This is a genomic window from Vibrio sp. JPW-9-11-11, from assembly GCF_013369335.1.
In the GTDB taxonomy this organism is placed as follows: domain Bacteria; phylum Pseudomonadota; class Gammaproteobacteria; order Enterobacterales; family Vibrionaceae; genus Vibrio.
The window spans coordinates 238152-254170 of the sequence record NZ_SZQJ01000009.1; the positions used below are offsets into that span (position 1 = coordinate 238152).

Annotated in this window: 16 protein-coding genes; 13 read left to right on the top strand and 3 right to left on the bottom strand. The window is 46.0% G+C overall.

Going from position 1 to position 16019, the window contains the following annotated elements:
- Nucleotides 1-8: 8 nt before the first annotated feature.
- Complete coding sequence (locus tag FCU94_RS13375) at nt 9-377, bottom strand: YgiW/YdeI family stress tolerance OB fold protein (RefSeq protein ID WP_176289012.1); 369 nt, start codon at nt 375-377, stop codon at nt 9-11.
- A gap of 156 nt (nt 378-533) precedes the next feature.
- Between FCU94_RS13375 and FCU94_RS13380 the strand changes: the two genes are divergently transcribed.
- Genes FCU94_RS13380 through modC form a run of 4 tightly spaced genes read left to right on the top strand, consistent with a single transcriptional unit; the run spans nt 534 to nt 4570 of the window.
- The gene (locus FCU94_RS13380) at nt 534-1988 is read left to right on the top strand and encodes a cobyric acid synthase (RefSeq protein WP_176289013.1); all 1455 of its coding nucleotides are present in this window, start codon (nt 534-536) and stop codon (nt 1986-1988) included.
- On the top strand, nt 1988-2767 hold the full coding sequence (gene modA, locus FCU94_RS13385) for a molybdate ABC transporter substrate-binding protein (RefSeq protein ID WP_176289014.1): 780 nt from the start codon (nt 1988-1990) through the stop codon (nt 2765-2767). Before FCU94_RS13380 ends, modA begins: the two co-directional genes overlap by 1 nt.
- Entirely contained in the window at nt 2767-3462 is a 696-nt protein-coding gene (gene modB, locus FCU94_RS13390; RefSeq protein ID WP_176289015.1) for a molybdate ABC transporter permease subunit, read from the top strand. The genes modA and modB overlap by 1 nt, the downstream gene beginning before the upstream one ends.
- Nucleotides 3455-4570, top strand: coding sequence for a molybdenum ABC transporter ATP-binding protein ModC (modC, locus tag FCU94_RS13395; protein WP_176289016.1), 1116 nt, complete (start codon nt 3455-3457; stop codon nt 4568-4570). Before modB ends, modC begins: the two co-directional genes overlap by 8 nt.
- 34 nt (nt 4571-4604) lie before the next feature.
- Here the strand turns inward: modC and FCU94_RS13400 are convergent, their stop codons facing one another.
- Nucleotides 4605-5042 (bottom strand): DUF3069 domain-containing protein, encoded by a 438-nt coding sequence (locus FCU94_RS13400; RefSeq protein ID WP_176289017.1) that lies wholly within the window; start codon nt 5040-5042, stop codon nt 4605-4607.
- Nucleotides 5043-5257: 215 nt separating this feature from the next.
- On the opposite strand from FCU94_RS13400, the gene FCU94_RS13405 reads away from it, so the two are divergent.
- A complete protein-coding gene (locus FCU94_RS13405) occupies nt 5258-6184 on the top strand; it encodes a GGDEF domain-containing response regulator (protein ID WP_176289018.1) in 927 nt (308 codons plus the stop codon).
- A gap of 29 nt (nt 6185-6213) precedes the next feature.
- On the opposite strand, the gene FCU94_RS13410 is transcribed toward FCU94_RS13405, so the two are convergent.
- Nucleotides 6214-7449 carry a GGDEF domain-containing protein gene (locus FCU94_RS13410; RefSeq protein ID WP_176289019.1) on the bottom strand — a complete coding sequence of 412 codons (1236 nt, stop codon included), beginning with the start codon at nt 7447-7449 and terminating at the stop codon, nt 6214-6216.
- A gap of 232 nt (nt 7450-7681) precedes the next feature.
- Here FCU94_RS13410 and FCU94_RS13415 point away from each other — a divergent pair, with 232 nt between their 5' ends.
- The 8 genes from FCU94_RS13415 (at nt 7682) to FCU94_RS13450 (ending at nt 15968) form a co-directional block, all read left to right on the top strand.
- Entirely contained in the window at nt 7682-8047 is a 366-nt protein-coding gene (locus FCU94_RS13415) for a late competence development ComFB family protein (protein ID WP_176289020.1), read from the top strand.
- A gap of 16 nt (nt 8048-8063) precedes the next feature.
- On the top strand, nt 8064-8342 hold the full coding sequence (locus tag FCU94_RS13420; RefSeq protein ID WP_176289021.1) for an HlyU family transcriptional regulator: 279 nt from the start codon (nt 8064-8066) through the stop codon (nt 8340-8342).
- A gap of 299 nt (nt 8343-8641) precedes the next feature.
- Nucleotides 8642-10192: a Re/Si-specific NAD(P)(+) transhydrogenase subunit alpha gene (locus tag FCU94_RS13425; protein WP_176289022.1), complete on the top strand. Its 1551-nt coding sequence runs from the start codon at nt 8642-8644 to the stop codon at nt 10190-10192.
- 13 nt (nt 10193-10205) lie between these two features.
- Complete coding sequence (pntB, locus tag FCU94_RS13430) at nt 10206-11582, top strand: Re/Si-specific NAD(P)(+) transhydrogenase subunit beta (protein WP_176289023.1); 1377 nt, start codon at nt 10206-10208, stop codon at nt 11580-11582.
- Between the two features lie 141 nt (nt 11583-11723).
- Nucleotides 11724-13187: a sensor histidine kinase VxrA gene (gene vxrA, locus FCU94_RS13435; protein ID WP_176289193.1), complete on the top strand. Its 1464-nt coding sequence runs from the start codon at nt 11724-11726 to the stop codon at nt 13185-13187.
- The gene (gene vxrB / locus FCU94_RS13440; RefSeq protein WP_176289024.1) at nt 13162-13821 is read left to right on the top strand and encodes a response regulator transcription factor VxrB; all 660 of its coding nucleotides are present in this window, start codon (nt 13162-13164) and stop codon (nt 13819-13821) included. The genes vxrA and vxrB overlap by 26 nt, the downstream gene beginning before the upstream one ends.
- Nucleotides 13821-14699, top strand: a complete 879-nt coding sequence (locus FCU94_RS13445; RefSeq protein WP_176289025.1) for a DUF2861 family protein — start codon at nt 13821-13823, stop codon at nt 14697-14699. The genes vxrB and FCU94_RS13445 overlap by 1 nt, the downstream gene beginning before the upstream one ends.
- A 60-nt stretch (nt 14700-14759) precedes the next feature.
- Entirely contained in the window at nt 14760-15968 is a 1209-nt protein-coding gene (locus FCU94_RS13450) for a conjugal transfer protein TraF (RefSeq protein WP_176289026.1), read from the top strand.
- The last annotated feature ends 51 nt before the right edge of the window (nt 15969-16019 follow it).

Below are 16019 nucleotides of genomic sequence, written 5' to 3' on the forward strand. Positions count from 1 at the left end.
TCAGTCATTTATAAAACATGGATACGCTCAACTTCTATTTCTGGCGTGCTTCCCCCTTCATACTCGCCAAATAGGCGCACATGAGTCTCACTGTCGAGGGGTTGCATGAGCGTAATGTCGTCATCCAGTTCGACTTGAATCTCTCCACTTCCATCTGAGAAAATGAACGTATCGTGATTCACTTGGCGCGACAATACCCCTTCAACCACGACATCTTTATCGGTCAAAAAATTGGTTTCTTTTAACAAGGATGCCACCTCGCTTATTTCAATGGGTCCCTTGTAGTCAACGCCCTGATTGATGCTCGTTTGTTTGGCTATGACCAATGAGGGGGCCAAAACGATGCTCATTGCTGTGACGAATATAACTTTGTTCATGCTTTTCTCCTGTGGCGATGAATATTTGACGATGTGATTAAAGCAAAGCGTTGTTGAATTCATGCTGAGCACTCAGTTCATATTCGATTCAGATTATTGAGAAATTTGGTAAAAAGTCGTTATTATGGCGCTTCGTTTAATAAGTAAATCAGTCTCATGCTAGCAACCAATCAAGCGTTAATGGTCCAAGGAACAACATCAGATGCAGGGAAGAGTGTTCTGGTGGCAGGCTTATGCCGGATTTTGGCCCGCAAAGGGGTGAATGTTGCCCCATTTAAGCCGCAAAATATGGCGTTGAACAGTGCCGTCACGCCCGATGGGGGAGAAATTGGCCGTGCTCAAGCTGTTCAGGCAATGGCGGCCAACGTGGTTCCAACTGTAGATATGAACCCTGTACTGCTAAAACCCAATAGTGACATGGCGGCGCAAGTCATCTTTCAAGGTAAAGCAACCACAACGGTTGATGCTTTCGGTTACCAAAGCTATAAACAAGTGGCCATGCCTGTTGTCATGGACTCTTTTGCGCGTTTGCAAACAGAGTATGATTGCATCTTAATCGAAGGGGCGGGAAGCCCAGCTGAAGTCAATTTACGTGAAAACGACATCGCCAATATGGGCTTTGCTGAGCAAGCCGATGTCCCCGTTATTATCATCGCAGATATTGATCGAGGAGGCGTGTTTGCCCACTTATATGGCACCTTGGCGCTATTGTCTGAAAGCGAGCAGCGACGTGTCAAAGGCTTTGTAATTAATCGCTTTCGTGGTGATATTGGCTTGTTGCAGTCAGGCTTGGATTGGTTGGAGAAGAAAACGGGTAAACCCGTGTTAGGCGTACTGCCATACTTGCACGGGTTTGACTTAGAAGCCGAGGATGCGATTGACGTACAACAGCGCCGCGGCGGCAAAACACAGTTAACAGTTAAAGTGCCTGTGTTGCCTAGGATCAGCAACCACACTGATTTTGACGCTTTGCGCTCAAACCCTGATATCAACTTGGTATACGTGGGTAAAGGTGAAAGCTTATCTGGTGCGGATGTCATTATTTTGCCGGGCTCTAAATCTGTGCGCAGCGATCTTGACTATTTGCGCAGCCAAAGTTGGGACAAACAAATTAGGCGACACCTGCGTTTTGGCGGGAAAGTGGTCGGTATTTGCGGTGGGTATCAAATGTTGGGCCATTGGTTACACGACCCGTTAGGGATTGAAAGCGCCGCAGGTTCGAGCGCGGGGTTGGGATTGCTCGATATAGAAACGACACTTGCCAGTGAGAAAAAGCTTACTAATGTCAAAGGCAGATTAACCCTCGGAGAAGTGACCGTTGATGTCAGCGGCTATGAGATTCATGCTGGGGTGACCCAAGTGACAGGTAAGCAACCAATCGTTCTCAATACCAATACACGAGATGGTGCGCTTAGTGATTGCAATCAGGTGTTTGGCACCTATCTCCACGGTATTTTTAACCAGCCAGATGCAGTGACCGCGCTTGGTCGCTGGTGCGGCATCGAACACATTGCAGAGGTTGATCATCAGCAAAACCAGCAACAAGCAATAGACCGCATCGCAGATGCAATTGAGCAACACTTAGACCTTAATAAACTATGGCCACAATAATGTTCGCTTCTTGTTTTTTGAAACGCAGGCTGCTTTTGTCTGTTTGTCTGTCGTTAATCAGCTTGTCGTCCAATGCTGCCGACACCTTACGCGTCTATGCGGCGTCATCGATGACTAACGCGGTGTCTAGTTTGGTTGAACAGTTCCAATATCAGCATAAGGTGAATGTTGTCACCGTGTTTGGCGGTACTTCATCACTCGCACGCCAAATTGAGCATGGTGCGCCAGTCGATATCTATATCGCGGCGAACAGAAAATGGGTGGAATATCTTATTCATCAACAAATAGTCAAAGGTGACAACGTCACTAATTTGGCTTCTAATCGACTGGTGGTGATAAGTAAGCAACGCAAGTTAGCACTTGATGTCACGCAAACACAAGATTGGTTGTCTATCCTTGGCGAAGGAGAAAGGCTCGCCATCGGTGATCCGAGTTCCGTACCAGCAGGCATGTATGCAAAGCAGTCGCTGCAAACACTCGGTGTATGGACTAGCCTCGAGGCGAGCTTGGCACCAACGAATAATGTCAGAGTCGCCTTGACGCTTACAGAGCGGGGAGAAGTGCCGTTAGGAATTGTTTACCAAACTGACGCGCTGCAAAGTGATGATGTTGCCATTATCGCTGAGCTGCCCGAAAACAGCCACGAACAGATAGTGTACCCCATGGTTCAATTGACCCATCAACCGAGCAGTGCGTTGTTTGCAAACTTTGTAAACAGTGCCCAAGGCCAACAAATTTTAGCTCAATACGGTTTTATATCGCCTAAGGAGTCTCTCTAGTGCTGTCGGTATACGAGTCTCAAGCGCTGTTGCTTAGCCTTAAAGTCGCGGCGTACGCGCTGATTTGGTTGATTCCAATTGGGATTGGGCTTGCTTGGCTGCTCGCCCGTAAACAGTTTTTTGGTAAAAGCGTGATAGACAGCTTCATTCATCTCCCCTTAGTGCTCCCTCCTGTGGTGATTGGCTACTTACTGCTCATCACCATGGGACGTCAAGGTTGGCTTGGGGCTTGGCTTTATCAACAATTTGGGCTGGTGTTTTCGTTTAGTTGGAAAGGAGCGGTATTGGCCTGCGTTGTGGTGGCGCTGCCTTTAATGGTGCGAGCTATTCGATTAAGCCTAGAAAGTGTGGATACTAAACTAGAACAAGCGGCTGCGACACTCGGAGCCTCGCCGTTGAAGATCTTTTGTACCATCACGCTGCCATTAACATTACCTGGCATCATTACCGGTAGCATGCTTTCGTTTGCCAGAAGTCTTGGCGAGTTTGGCGCAACTATTAGTTTCGTTTCAAATATTCCGGGTGAAACGCAAACCATTCCCTTGGCAATGTACAAGTTTATTGAAACACCTGGCGCGGAAGATCAAGCGATGCGTTTGTGTGTGATTTCGATTGTGATTGCTTTGGGGTCACTGATGGCCTCGGAGTGGCTGGCACGTTCGAGTGCAAAACGCGTGGGGGCTCCCCATGAGTAACTTGGTCATTCAGTACCGACAACGGCTAGGCAGCACTGATTTTGATGTTGATCTGCGCTTACCCGACAAAGGTATTACCGCGATATTTGGTCGCTCTGGGGCGGGCAAAACATCGCTAATCAATGCAGTCGCTGGGCTTACCACACCGCAACAAGGCGTAATTAAAGTGGGGCACGAAGTGCTGTATGACTCGAGTCGTCGTATTGATGTCCCCGTTCACCACAGGCAGATCGGCTACGTGTTTCAAGACGCCCGACTATTTCCGCATTACAAGGTAAAAGGTAACCTTTTGTATGGTGTTGAACAATTTGATCCTCAACACTTTGCTCAAATTGTTGATTTGCTTGCTTTAGCGCCACTGTTAACTCGCTATCCTAATCAACTCTCTGGCGGTGAAAAGCAACGGGTAGCGATAGGCAGAGCATTACTGTCTAAGCCACGTATATTGCTAATGGACGAGCCTCTCGCCTCGTTAGATTTACCGCGCAAACGCGAAGTCATGCCCTTCCTTGAACAACTGGCTAAATGCGTGCAAATCCCAATCTTGTATGTCTCTCATAGTCTTAATGAAGTGTTGCGATTAGCAAGTCAACTGGTGGTGATTGATCTGGGCAAAGTTGTCGCCTCTGGGCCCATAGAGCAAATTTGGGCGTCGCAGGCGATGAAACCTTGGCACAGTTTTTCTGAGCAAAGTTCGCTGTTTGAAGGACGCCTGATCGCTCACAACGAGTCTTACGCACTGTCACAAGTCGAGCTCGCGCCAAGGGTTTCACTTTGGGTACAAAAAATCGAAGGGGAAATAGGCCAATCAGTCCGCTTGCAAGTGAGAGCAAACGATGTATCTGTGGTGTTAGATAAACCACAGCGCACCTCAATTCGAAATGTATTACCGGCAACGATCGCCGACTTAGAGCTACGTAGCCACGGACATGAAAGGCAAAGTATCGAGTTAAAAATTGAGCTCGCGCCTGATTGCCTTTTGAATGCGACGATTACCGCCTGGGCACGGGATGAGTTAAAACTCGAAAAAGGAATGCCAGTGTATGTGCAAATAAAAGGGGTTAGTGTCACTCAAAGAGACATCGTCGTGAACTCGTCAACTCAGTGAACAAAGAAAAACGCCGCAAGAGCGGCGTTTGATTTTATTTTGCGAACACGTCAGTAAAGTCGCGTTTTAGAATAGGATCGCGACGTGCTTTCTTAATCTGCTTTACCATGTCTTTAACACAGTTATGTAGCACTTGATCGAGCAACTGCGCTCGGTACTCTTCTTTGTCTTGTTCTGTCATCTCTTTTGGCAAATCTAGGCTCGGAAGCTCTTCCATGACATTAAGCCCTGCAAATGCCTGACTGACAGAAATGAGAGCATGAAACTGCTCGAAGTTATCCAACACATTCTGTGCACTATTCGGTAATTCGCTCCAAGCTTCGCGAACCGCTTCTTCTGAGACTTCGTGAATAGAGGTCACCATGTGGTGCATTGCTTCTGGCACTTCATCAAATTCAATAACCTGGCGAAGCTCTGCCGAAACCTCTGCTAAGTCGACTTTCGGTTGCTCGGTTGGATTAACATCAGACATGTCGTAATTCTCTTAAAATGTGTATGTATCGGCGCTATCGTAAAAAAAAAGCGCTAAATGTCAACCATGGTTGGCTGATTGGTTTAAGGTAGAGTATGCTTTTGTTTAGCGGTATTGTCGATTTTTGTGTAAGCAAATCAATTTACTAGCTGCTATTACCTTTACCAATTCATTCAGTTTGGGGTAGTGATCGCGTGAAAGTGACCGGTTCTTCAATGAAGATTTTGTTGGTTGATGATGTCCAAATGGAACGAATTCAGCTAGCCATTCGATTAAAACAGCTAGGGCACACGGTTGAAATGGCTGAGTCGGGTCAGCAAGCTCTAGCCTTGTATCCCGAGTTTGAACCTGATCTAATCTTATTGGATGTCACAATGCCTGATATGGACGGGTTTGAGGTCTCGCGTAAAATTCGTTCCCGATTTCCTGACTGGGTACCCATAATCTTTTTGAGTGGTCACGATGAGCCGACCATGATTGCGACAGCGATAGAAGCGGGGGGCGACGATTATCTGATCAAACCCGTCGATAAGCTGGTGCTCAATTCAAAACTCATTGCCATGCAACGTATCGCTTTTATGCGACGTGAGTTGAAACAAAAGTCTGCCGAGTTAGCCAAAGCCAATGAGGAACTCGAGAAGCTTGCGCAAGAAGATGGGCTGACCAAGGTGAAAAATCGTCGCTATATTGATAGTAAACTGCAAGAGATGATCGCTCTGCACGGACGGCACCAATTGCCACTGAGTGTGATTCTACTCGATGTTGACCGTTTCAAACTATACAACGACAATTATGGCCATATCGAAGGTGATAAATGTCTGATTAGTATTGCCAAATGCTTAAATCAGTTATTTGTTCGCAGCGGTGAAGTGGTAGGCCGCTACGGAGGCGAAGAGTTCGTTATCTTGCTTGGCCATACCGATAGCGACAAAGCGAAAAACGATGCGTTGCGAATTCAAATCGCCCTTGCCGATTTGGCTATTCCTCACCAATTCAGTGATGTGTCGTCACTGGTGACAGTGTCACAGGGGGTGTTGACCCTCCAACCTAACGGGCACGAAGAATGTGCGGAGCTGTACAAGCAGGTTGACAATAAACTCTATCAAGCCAAGTCACAAGGACGTAACCGTTTTGTTGTGTGATCGAAACGGTTTAGCTTGCGGCCTTTAAATTAAGCCAGACAGACGCGGTTTCGCCCAGCCTGTTTGGCTCTGTACAGTGCGCTATCGGCACTTTTTAGCACCTCTGACACCTTGTTTGATTCGCTACTATCGGCAACGCCAATACTAATGGTAATGGTGACGCTGTCACAATCCTTCTTGGCGCCGCGGGTTTTGCTGCCTTGTTTATCATTTTTGGGGCGTTTCTGCTGATCACGAATCACCATTTCGTAACACTCAATGGATAATCTCAACTGCTCGAGGTGCTCATGAGCCTGTTGGGCGGTCTTCCCTTTGAATAACACGGTAAACTCTTCGCCTCCGTATCGATACACCTTTGCTTTTCCACCTACGTGCTTGAGCTTTGACGCCACAAGCTTAAGTACATCATCCCCAGTGTCATGACCGTAGGTATCATTGAATGATTTAAAGTGATCAATATCGAGCATTGCGATGGTATAGCGACGGCCTAGGTGGCGCATATCCGACTCTAGCGCTAAGCGCCCGGGAATATCGGTGAGCGTATCCATGAAAGCCAGCTCGTAACTGGCTGACAGTAATTGAACCAGAAGCAAAATCCCAGCAAGCGAGAAGAGTGTACTGGATATATAGGTGATATCGAAAAAGACGAATGTGACTGATGACAGTAAAACCGCGGTATATACAACGGAATCGATAATTCGGTTTTGGCTCAAAACACAGATAGCCAGCAATAACACCATAGCGAGACTGTATAGTGTCAGGATGAATGGCAGCTTAGACACTTGTGGAATGACATAAAGGAAAGTGTCGTTAATGTTTTCAAACCCGCCTTCATAAAAATACGTCAACGTCACGTAAGACCAACAAACCAACATTGCTAATATCAAGCAGTAAATCCCGAAACCACGAGACAACAAGTTGGCATTCTTGTAGCTATAAACCAGAATTAAAGCAACGGGCAACAACCCGGCTAATAACGATAACTCTAATATGGTGGTGCCGGAAGAGAGAGGGCTCTGGAGTCGAGTCTGAATTATCCAATACGCGAGCATCATAGCGCACGCTACCATGGCGATGCGACTTTGCTTAAACACATGACCTAAAACAACGGCAACTGAAAATAAAACTAACGGCAGGTTGGAAACGATGTCTAAGTTGGTTCGTGTGAGGTGGATAACATTGTCGATACCTAGCGCGATAAACGTCATAAGGAGCAATGGCAACGACAAGCGAAACCCATTTGTAGTGACGAGCGAAAACGACATTTAACCTAGCCTAAATAATTCGTAGATTGGTAGCCCGTTAAGAATACTTTTATTTGATGAATTTCCAAGCTTTTTACTAAACTTAAGAGTGAAAATTGCCAAGATGGGTAGTTTACGTGCAAAAATAGCCGAAACCGTATTCGGTGTTGTGTTATTCGTTGCTAGAGTGCGGAATAGATAAGTAGCGATAAATGAATTCGTAATATACGAGTCACTAAAGGAGCCGGTGAGCATGCAAATAAGCGTAGACGTACATAACTACATGGAAACTCTCGTTGGACAAGAGTTGGCCAAACCAGAATACACGGACCACTTTGATAATGAACAACTGGCCGATCTTGCCTGTTTAGCGCTCAGCCAGTTGAGGCCTGTCTACATTCGTTATGATATCGATTTTCTTTCTGCTTTACCGGAGGAAAGACTAGTCACACTCAAAGAGTACGCTGCAAACGCGATTGAAGCCGCGAAAACAATGATAGTTGACGATCGGCGCAAAAACCGCAAAGATGAGGTTCCGGTTATGTTTAGTCGTCAAGCGTTTGATGATGACGTAGAACTGGAGTGGTTTGAGAAACCGATATTGCAGAAAACTAAATAGAGACTAGGAGCAGTGTGTGGGACTTTTTTCTCGCTTTTTTGGTGGGGCCAAAACAAAGGTGGAGCCTCAAGTAGAACCTGTTGAATACAAAGGATACTTAATTTATCAAGAAGCGTTATCTGAAGGGGGACAGTTTCGGATTGCAGGAAAGATTACCAAACAATTTGGTGATGAAACCAAAACCCACCGTTTTATTCGCTCCGATGTTCTGGCCAGTGAAACTGATGCGAATGAATTCATGCTTAAAAAAGCACAGATGTTTATTGATCAGATGGGCGACAACATTTTTCAGTAGATCCTGTTCAAATTGATAAACATCATAATTTTGAGAGCCATTAGCCGCTATGCTGATGGCTCTTTTTTTCATTTTGGACGCAACATAATCTCTTGTTTTTGCGTAATTTTATCTATACTGGTTAGACCTCTGTTCATTGAAAAGAGTGTTGTTAGGTAACTAGATGGGAAGCACAATAATCGATTACCAATGGTTATATGTAATGATATTTTGTGTTTTTGTTACAAAATGCTTGAAGTATCGGAATACGTTGGATAAAAACAGAACAATCATTGTTGCCAATAGTCAAGGAATAGCTAATGCAAATTGGTGTGCCAAAAGAAATACTTGCGGGTGAAACGCGAGTGGCTGCATCGCCAAAGTCGGTTGAGCAGTTATTAAAATTAGGTTTCGAGGTCAATATCGAAACCGGAGCGGGAGAGCTAGCGAGCTTTGATGACGCGGCCTTTACTGCCGCGGGCGCAAATATCGTCAGTGCTGAGGAAGTCTGGAACTCAGATCTGATTCTCAAAGTGAATGCGCCACTCTCAGATGATAATCACGATGAGATTGCGTTATTGAAAGATGGCGCAAGCCTAATTAGCTTTATCTGGCCTGCACAAAACCCTGAGTTGATGGAAAAGCTTTCGAGCAAAAACATCAATGTCATGGCGATGGATGCCGTGCCTCGTATCTCGCGCGCTCAAGCACTCGACGCGCTATCATCAATGGCGAATATCGCGGGTTATCGAGCTGTAGTCGAAGCGGCGCATGAGTTTGGGCGCTTCTTTACCGGGCAAATTACCGCAGCAGGTAAAGTACCACCAGCAAAAGTATTAGTCGCTGGCGCTGGGGTCGCAGGCCTTGCAGCCATCGGCGCAGCAGGTAGCTTAGGTGCCATCGTTCGCGCGTTCGACGTTCGACCTGAGGTTAAAGAGCAAGTCCAGTCTATGGGCGCTGAGTTCCTGGAAGTTGACTTCAAAGAAGAGTCAGGCTCAGGAGATGGCTACGCGAAAGAAATGTCGGATGATTTCAACAAAAAAGCCGCTGAGCTCTATGCTGAGCAAGCAAAAGACGTTGATATCATCATCACAACAGCGCTAATTCCTGGCCGTCCGGCACCGAAGCTTATCACCAAAGAGATGGTTGATAGTATGAAAGCGGGCAGTGTGATTGTTGACTTGGCTGCAGCCAATGGCGGTAACTGTGAATACACTGTGGCCGACAAAGTCATTACCACTGAAAACGGAGTCAAAATTGTCGGTTACACCGATATGGTAGGGCGTCTTCCAACCCAGTCCTCACAACTTTATGCAACCAACATCGTTAACTTGCTTAAGTTATTAACCAAGGAAAAAGATGGCAACATCAACATTGATTTTGAAGATGTTGTTCTACGTGGCGTGACTGTTGTTAAAGAAGGCGAAGTGACTTGGCCAGCGCCACCGATTCAAGTTTCAGCGCAACCTGAACAAAAACCGGCACAACCGAAAGCAAAACCTGAACCGCAAGTCGAAGCGCCTAAATCTCCGGTGAAAAAAATTGCTGGTTTAGTGGCCGCTGTCGGCGCATTCGCTTGGGTAGCATCAGTTGCACCAGCGGCATTCCTATCTCACTTTACCGTATTCGTTCTCGCTTGTGTGGTCGGTTACTATGTGGTTTGGAATGTGACACACGCACTTCACACCCCGTTAATGTCGGTCACTAACGCCATCTCAGGAATCATCGTTGTCGGTGCTCTGTTGCAGATTGGACAGGGTAATGGTGTGGTTTCTGTGTTGGCATTTATTGCCGTATTGATCGCTAGTATCAATATTTTCGGTGGTTTCACCGTGACCAAGCGTATGCTTGAAATGTTCCGTAAAGACTAAGGAGTAACAGGGAATGTCTGCAGGATTAGTACAAGCCGCATATATTGTTGCTGCTTTATTCTTTATTATGAGCTTGGCGGGTTTGTCCAAGCAAGAGTCGGCGAGATCGGGGAACTATTACGGCATCGCGGGTATGACGATCGCCTTAATAGCAACGATCTTTGGCCCTGAGTCTCAAGGTTTCACTTGGATCATTATTGCTATGGTGATTGGTGGTGGTATTGGTATCCACTACGCCAAAAAAGTTGAAATGACTGAAATGCCTGAACTGGTCGCGATTTTGCACAGTTTCGTTGGTATGGCGGCGGTTTTGGTAGGCTATAACAGCTATCTTGATGCACCTGTGGCAGCGACCCATGCTGAACACGTTATTCACCTTGTTGAAGTCTTCCTTGGCGTGTTCATCGGTGCGGTAACGTTCACAGGATCTGTGGTTGCGTTTGGTAAGCTTCGCGGTGTGATTTCTTCTTCACCACTGAATCTGCCACATAAACACAAAATGAACTTGGCGGCTATCGTTGTTTCGACATTGTTAATGCTTCATTTTGTTAACGCTGACGGTAGCATGTTCGCCTTGATCGTGATGACACTGATTGCGTTTGCTTTTGGTTACCACTTGGTCGCGTCGATTGGCGGTGCGGATATGCCAGTCGTGGTTTCTATGCTTAACTCATACTCAGGTTGGGCTGCCGCCGCAGCGGGTTTCATGCTAGCTAACGATCTATTGATCGTCACTGGTGCCTTGGTCGGTTCTTCTGGTGCCATTCTGTCCTACATTATGTGTAAAGCAATGAACCGTTCATTTGTCAGTGTCATTGCCGGTGGTTTTGGTCAAGAAGTCGTAATTTCGGGCGATGAAGAGCAGGGCGAGCACCGTGAAACAACGGCAGAAGACGTGGCGGAGATGCTGAAGAACTCTAAGTCAGTCATCATCACTCCGGGATACGGTATGGCCGTGGCGCAAGCTCAATATCCGGTACATGAAATTACCGAGAAGCTACGTGCACAAGGGGTTGAAGTACGCTTTGGTATTCACCCTGTAGCGGGGCGTTTACCAGGTCACATGAATGTGTTACTTGCTGAAGCGAAAGTACCATACGATATCGTATTAGAGATGGATGAAATCAATGACGACTTCCCAGAAACCGATACGGTACTTGTGATCGGCGCTAACGACACGGTCAATCCAGCAGCACTGGAAGATCCAAACAGCCCGATTGCTGGTATGCCAGTATTGGAAGTATGGAACGCTCAAAACGTGATTGTCTTTAAACGCTCAATGAATACAGGTTATGCTGGTGTGCAAAACCCATTGTTCTTTAAAGAAAATACACAAATGTTGTTTGGTGATGCGAAAGAGAGCGTTGATGCGATTTCTCGCGCCCTATAGTTGTTAGTTTACCGACTAAGAAGCCAGCCTATGCTGGCTTCTTTTATTTCTGCATTTACATTTCTGACATTAATATCACATTTCAATTTTATATTTTTGCAATAATGTTTTATTCTGAGTCATAACTAACTGATTTAATGAATTTTTGCATTGATTAAGACGACAATTACCGCATTGATATTGAGTTCAGCTGTTTTTAGCACAACCGTGCGCGCTGAGTCATTACCGGAACGCATTGATAAGTTTGTGGATCTTTTTGATCAAGCTGACGCGACGGCTTCTTACGACATCCGCAGCTTACAGTCAGACTACCCAACGCGATTGCTAACGCCTCAATCAATGCTCCCTCAAACGTCGTCTTATCCATTAAAAGATATTCAGCGCCTTTACCAGTTAGCACAAAATTGCACCGGCAAACTACCGCTCAGCCCATTGATCACTGAGCCTTTAGTGTTTACCCGTGCGTTGTGCAAGGGCAACACCTTAAGTGATAAATGGTTTGCTCGAAGTGCATTGATTCATCCGGGCGGAGGCACATACGCGAGTCGATATGTGCGTATCTACCCAGAAAAGCTCGACCCACTGCAGCAATATATGCATATTAAAGAGCGCTCATTGGCGGCCGAAAATACACTTCTAGGCCGATTACAGCGAATGAAAGAAGATTCCATTATTGCGTTAATTTCTGGTTCTAGCATGTTCATCGAAAGCCGGGAATTGTGGTTACGCAAAAATGACAACTATTTGATTTATCCTGAGTCGTTGTGGCGCCAAAATTTAGAAGCCGCAGAACTTATGTTTAAGCTTAAGAGTGAATCAAATAGCTGTTTTGTCCAGCGCGGTAATTTGTGTTGGGATGTAGAGGATCATTCAGACCTACTGCGTATCTCGATGATCGTTTTGGTTATTGCGAATATACTCTTGGTGATTGGTTGGTCCGCGTATCGTTGGAACACAAAGCGTCAAGAAATGCGCAGCCGTATGCTGGTGTTGCAGATCTTAACGCATGAACTGAGAACCCCGATTGCCAGTTTATCACTAACGGTTGAGGGCTTTAGGCGTGAGTTCGAGAAACTTCCCGAGTCGGTGTACGATGAGTTCCGGCGTCTTTGCGAAGACTCAAGACGTTTGCGTCAACTTGCAGAGGCGAGTAAAGACTATTTGCAATCGGATAATAAGCCGCTGGCTACGGATTGGGTATCCTCAGTCCAAGAGTGGCTGGAGTTTAAAGTAGAAGAAGAGTTTGGTGACAACGTGGAATTTGTCATCAACCAGGATATTGCTGCCAAGTTAAATGTGTACTGGCTTGGAACGTGTATCGATAATTTGATTAGAAATGCTGTTAAATACGGTATTGCGCCAATCGTCATCGACGTCACGACAGCAAAAGAGAAAATTACGGTTAAAGTGATGGACCAAGGTGAGTTGACGGCAAAAGATTGGCGTCAACTTCGCAAACCGTTCGTAAGTAAAAGCGGCCTTGGGCTCGGGTTAACAATCGTCGAGTCGATGGTCGGAAGGATGGGTGGTAAAATGTCCCTAGTTGGTCCACCGACAACGTTTATTTTGGAGATACCTTGTGAAACAGACACTGCTTCTCGTTGAAGACGATAAAAACTTAGCGGATGGGTTACTTGTTAGCCTAGAACAAGCGGGATACGAATGTTTCCATGCCGAAACCATCGCTGAAGTTGCGCAATATTGGGAAAAGGCAGACTTGGTCATTCTCGATCGTCAACTGCCAGACGGAGACTCTGTCGAACACTTAGTCGACTGGAAACTGTTAAAAGATGTACCAGTCATTCTACTGACAGCATTAGTTACCGTAAAAGACAAAGTCATGGGGTTAGATGCGGGTGCCAACGATTATTTGACCAAGCCTTTTGCGGAAGCGGAACTGTTCGCGCGTATTCGTGCGCAGCTACGCTCACCAGAAGGTGACGCCAATGATGACTCGCGCGTAGTTACCGAGCATTTAGTCATCGATAAATCGACTCGCGAAGTTTTTTACAAAGACGATTCGATTACCTTAACCCGAACAGAGTTCGATTTACTGCTGTTTTTGGCCAGTAATTTGGGCCGAGTGTTCACCCGTGACGAACTGCTCGATCATGTTTGGGGCTACAACCACTTTCCAACTACACGTACCGTTGACACTCACGTTTTGCAGCTACGTCAAAAGTTGCCAGGGCTTGAGATTGAAACCTTGCGCGGTGTTGGCTACAAAATGAAGGCGTGATGGTTAAACGTTCCCTGTTAATGGGTGCACTGATCAGTAGTGGGCCCTTATTCGCTGAACCGGTGCCTTGGTTTGACACCAATTCACCCTTGATTCAGGCTCATAAGAACCTACTTAACGGCGACCTTACCGGCATGTTTGGTTCGCTGGTTGAAGTGTGGCAGTTAGAGTCCAATCAAAACATCACACCACATCTAAACGAACTATTTGTTCAGTCTCTTCAAGTCGATTGTGGTAAAAGTCTCGACAACAACCCGTTGCCCCAATGGTTAAATAATGTTGTTGTACGACGTACCGAGATCCAGAGCCCAGGGCGTGACGCTTATAGGGCGATTATTGAAGCGACTTCGAACAAAGATATCGCCGATATTAGTTTGACCAAATGGGTATCGAAAGTCGTATCCACTGACAACACATTTACCATATCTAAGCCTGTTAGTGGCAATGAGCTCAAAACATTCATCAAGCGATACAATCTGAACAGCCGTGTTGATATGGGACTTTACCGGATCGACATTACCGCCGAAGATCAAACTACCTGGAGTTCGTGGCTAGTTCTTGGTGAACCATTCTCTTCCACCACGGTAAGGTGGAACGCGAAGGCCGAATGGCAAGTCGAAAGAAACGCATTGCTCAACCCACATTGTCCACTGCCTAAGTTGGACGTATCGCTCTATGATTATATCGATGGTAATTACATTCAAGTTTGGGGTGAGCGCTATGAATCTGACTATCCTACGTCTATAGAAAAAATAGACATCGAACCAGGCCGATACGTTCTTGCCGTTTCGGTCAATAGTCAGCGTTGGCAAGGGCCAATAATCGTTGAGCAGTCACAAATAATTAGTAAAACGTATGATGTTTCAGTAGAGGAATAACTAAAGATAATAGACAATAGGTCGATATAAGCCCATGGAACCAAAAAAGTTTATATCGCTATGGAAAACAAAACAAAACTTCTAGCACTGTCTATTGCGTTGGCTGCAACATCGGCATCTGCGGCCAATTACGCCATTGAAGCCCGTGGTGATGCGATGGGGGGAGTTGGTGTCGTATCCGCAAACTTTCTCACCGCCCCATTTTACAATCCTGCTATTACAGCGATTTACCGACGAAACGACGACGTAGGCATGATCACCCCGAGCTTCGGCCTTTCATATAGCGATGAACATATGATGGTTGACGACTTGGATAAGGCATCTGGCATTATTGACCAAGCAATCGCTGGTGACTATTCAAGTGTTTCAGAGCTAGAAACGACATTGAACGCATTAGAAGGTGATATCGCAAAACTTGAACTGGGTGGTGTCGTTGCATTCGCGATCCCAAATCGATTCGTCGCGGCTAACTTAGTTGGTAAAGCCTACGCGGAGTCTTTCGCTCAGACCGACATCTACACCGGTGCTAACAGTGGCTTAGATTCATCTCTTAACCCCGCAATTAACGCGGAGCTCAGCGCAGTCAATGCAGTTGGGGTCGGTGTAGCTGAAGTAGGATTGTCTCTTGCCAAATATCAAACTTTTCTTGGCCAACACATCGCATTCGGTATCACTCCCAAACTACAACGAATCTATACTTATGTATACCAAGCAAACTTAAATAACTACGATATAAAAGATATTCGTGAAAACGGCACTGGTGAAACCATGTTTAACATGGATGCTGGTTTTCTCTGGTTTCATGGACCATTACGAATTGGCTTCTCTGCAATGAACTTGGTCTCTAGGGATATTACGACGCAATCATTGCCAGGCACAACGGTGACATCGAGAATAGACCCAAGTCAAAGCCGCACATTTTCGGCAACCAATTATGCTTACCAAATGCGCCCACTATATACGGTTGGGGCAGGGCTGATTGGTGACTACGCGTCGTTAAGTGTTGATTATGATTTAAACGAGGAAGAGCGCTACACCAATTTCGATGATAACACGCAGATGCTTCGAGTCGGTGGCGAAATCGATATACTTCGTCAGCTCAAGTTGCGCGCAGGTTGGAAACGTAACCTTGCCTACGATGATCTAGACGACACGGTAACCGCTGGTATTGGTTTGTCTCCTTTGAATTTATTCCAACTAGATGTTGGCGCTAGCTATACCAATGAAAATTCAATGGGCGCCTATATCAACTTTTTGACCAGCTACTAAAGTATGAATCCGACAAGGCTGGTTTTTCAAAATAATTCGTAATATAGTCGG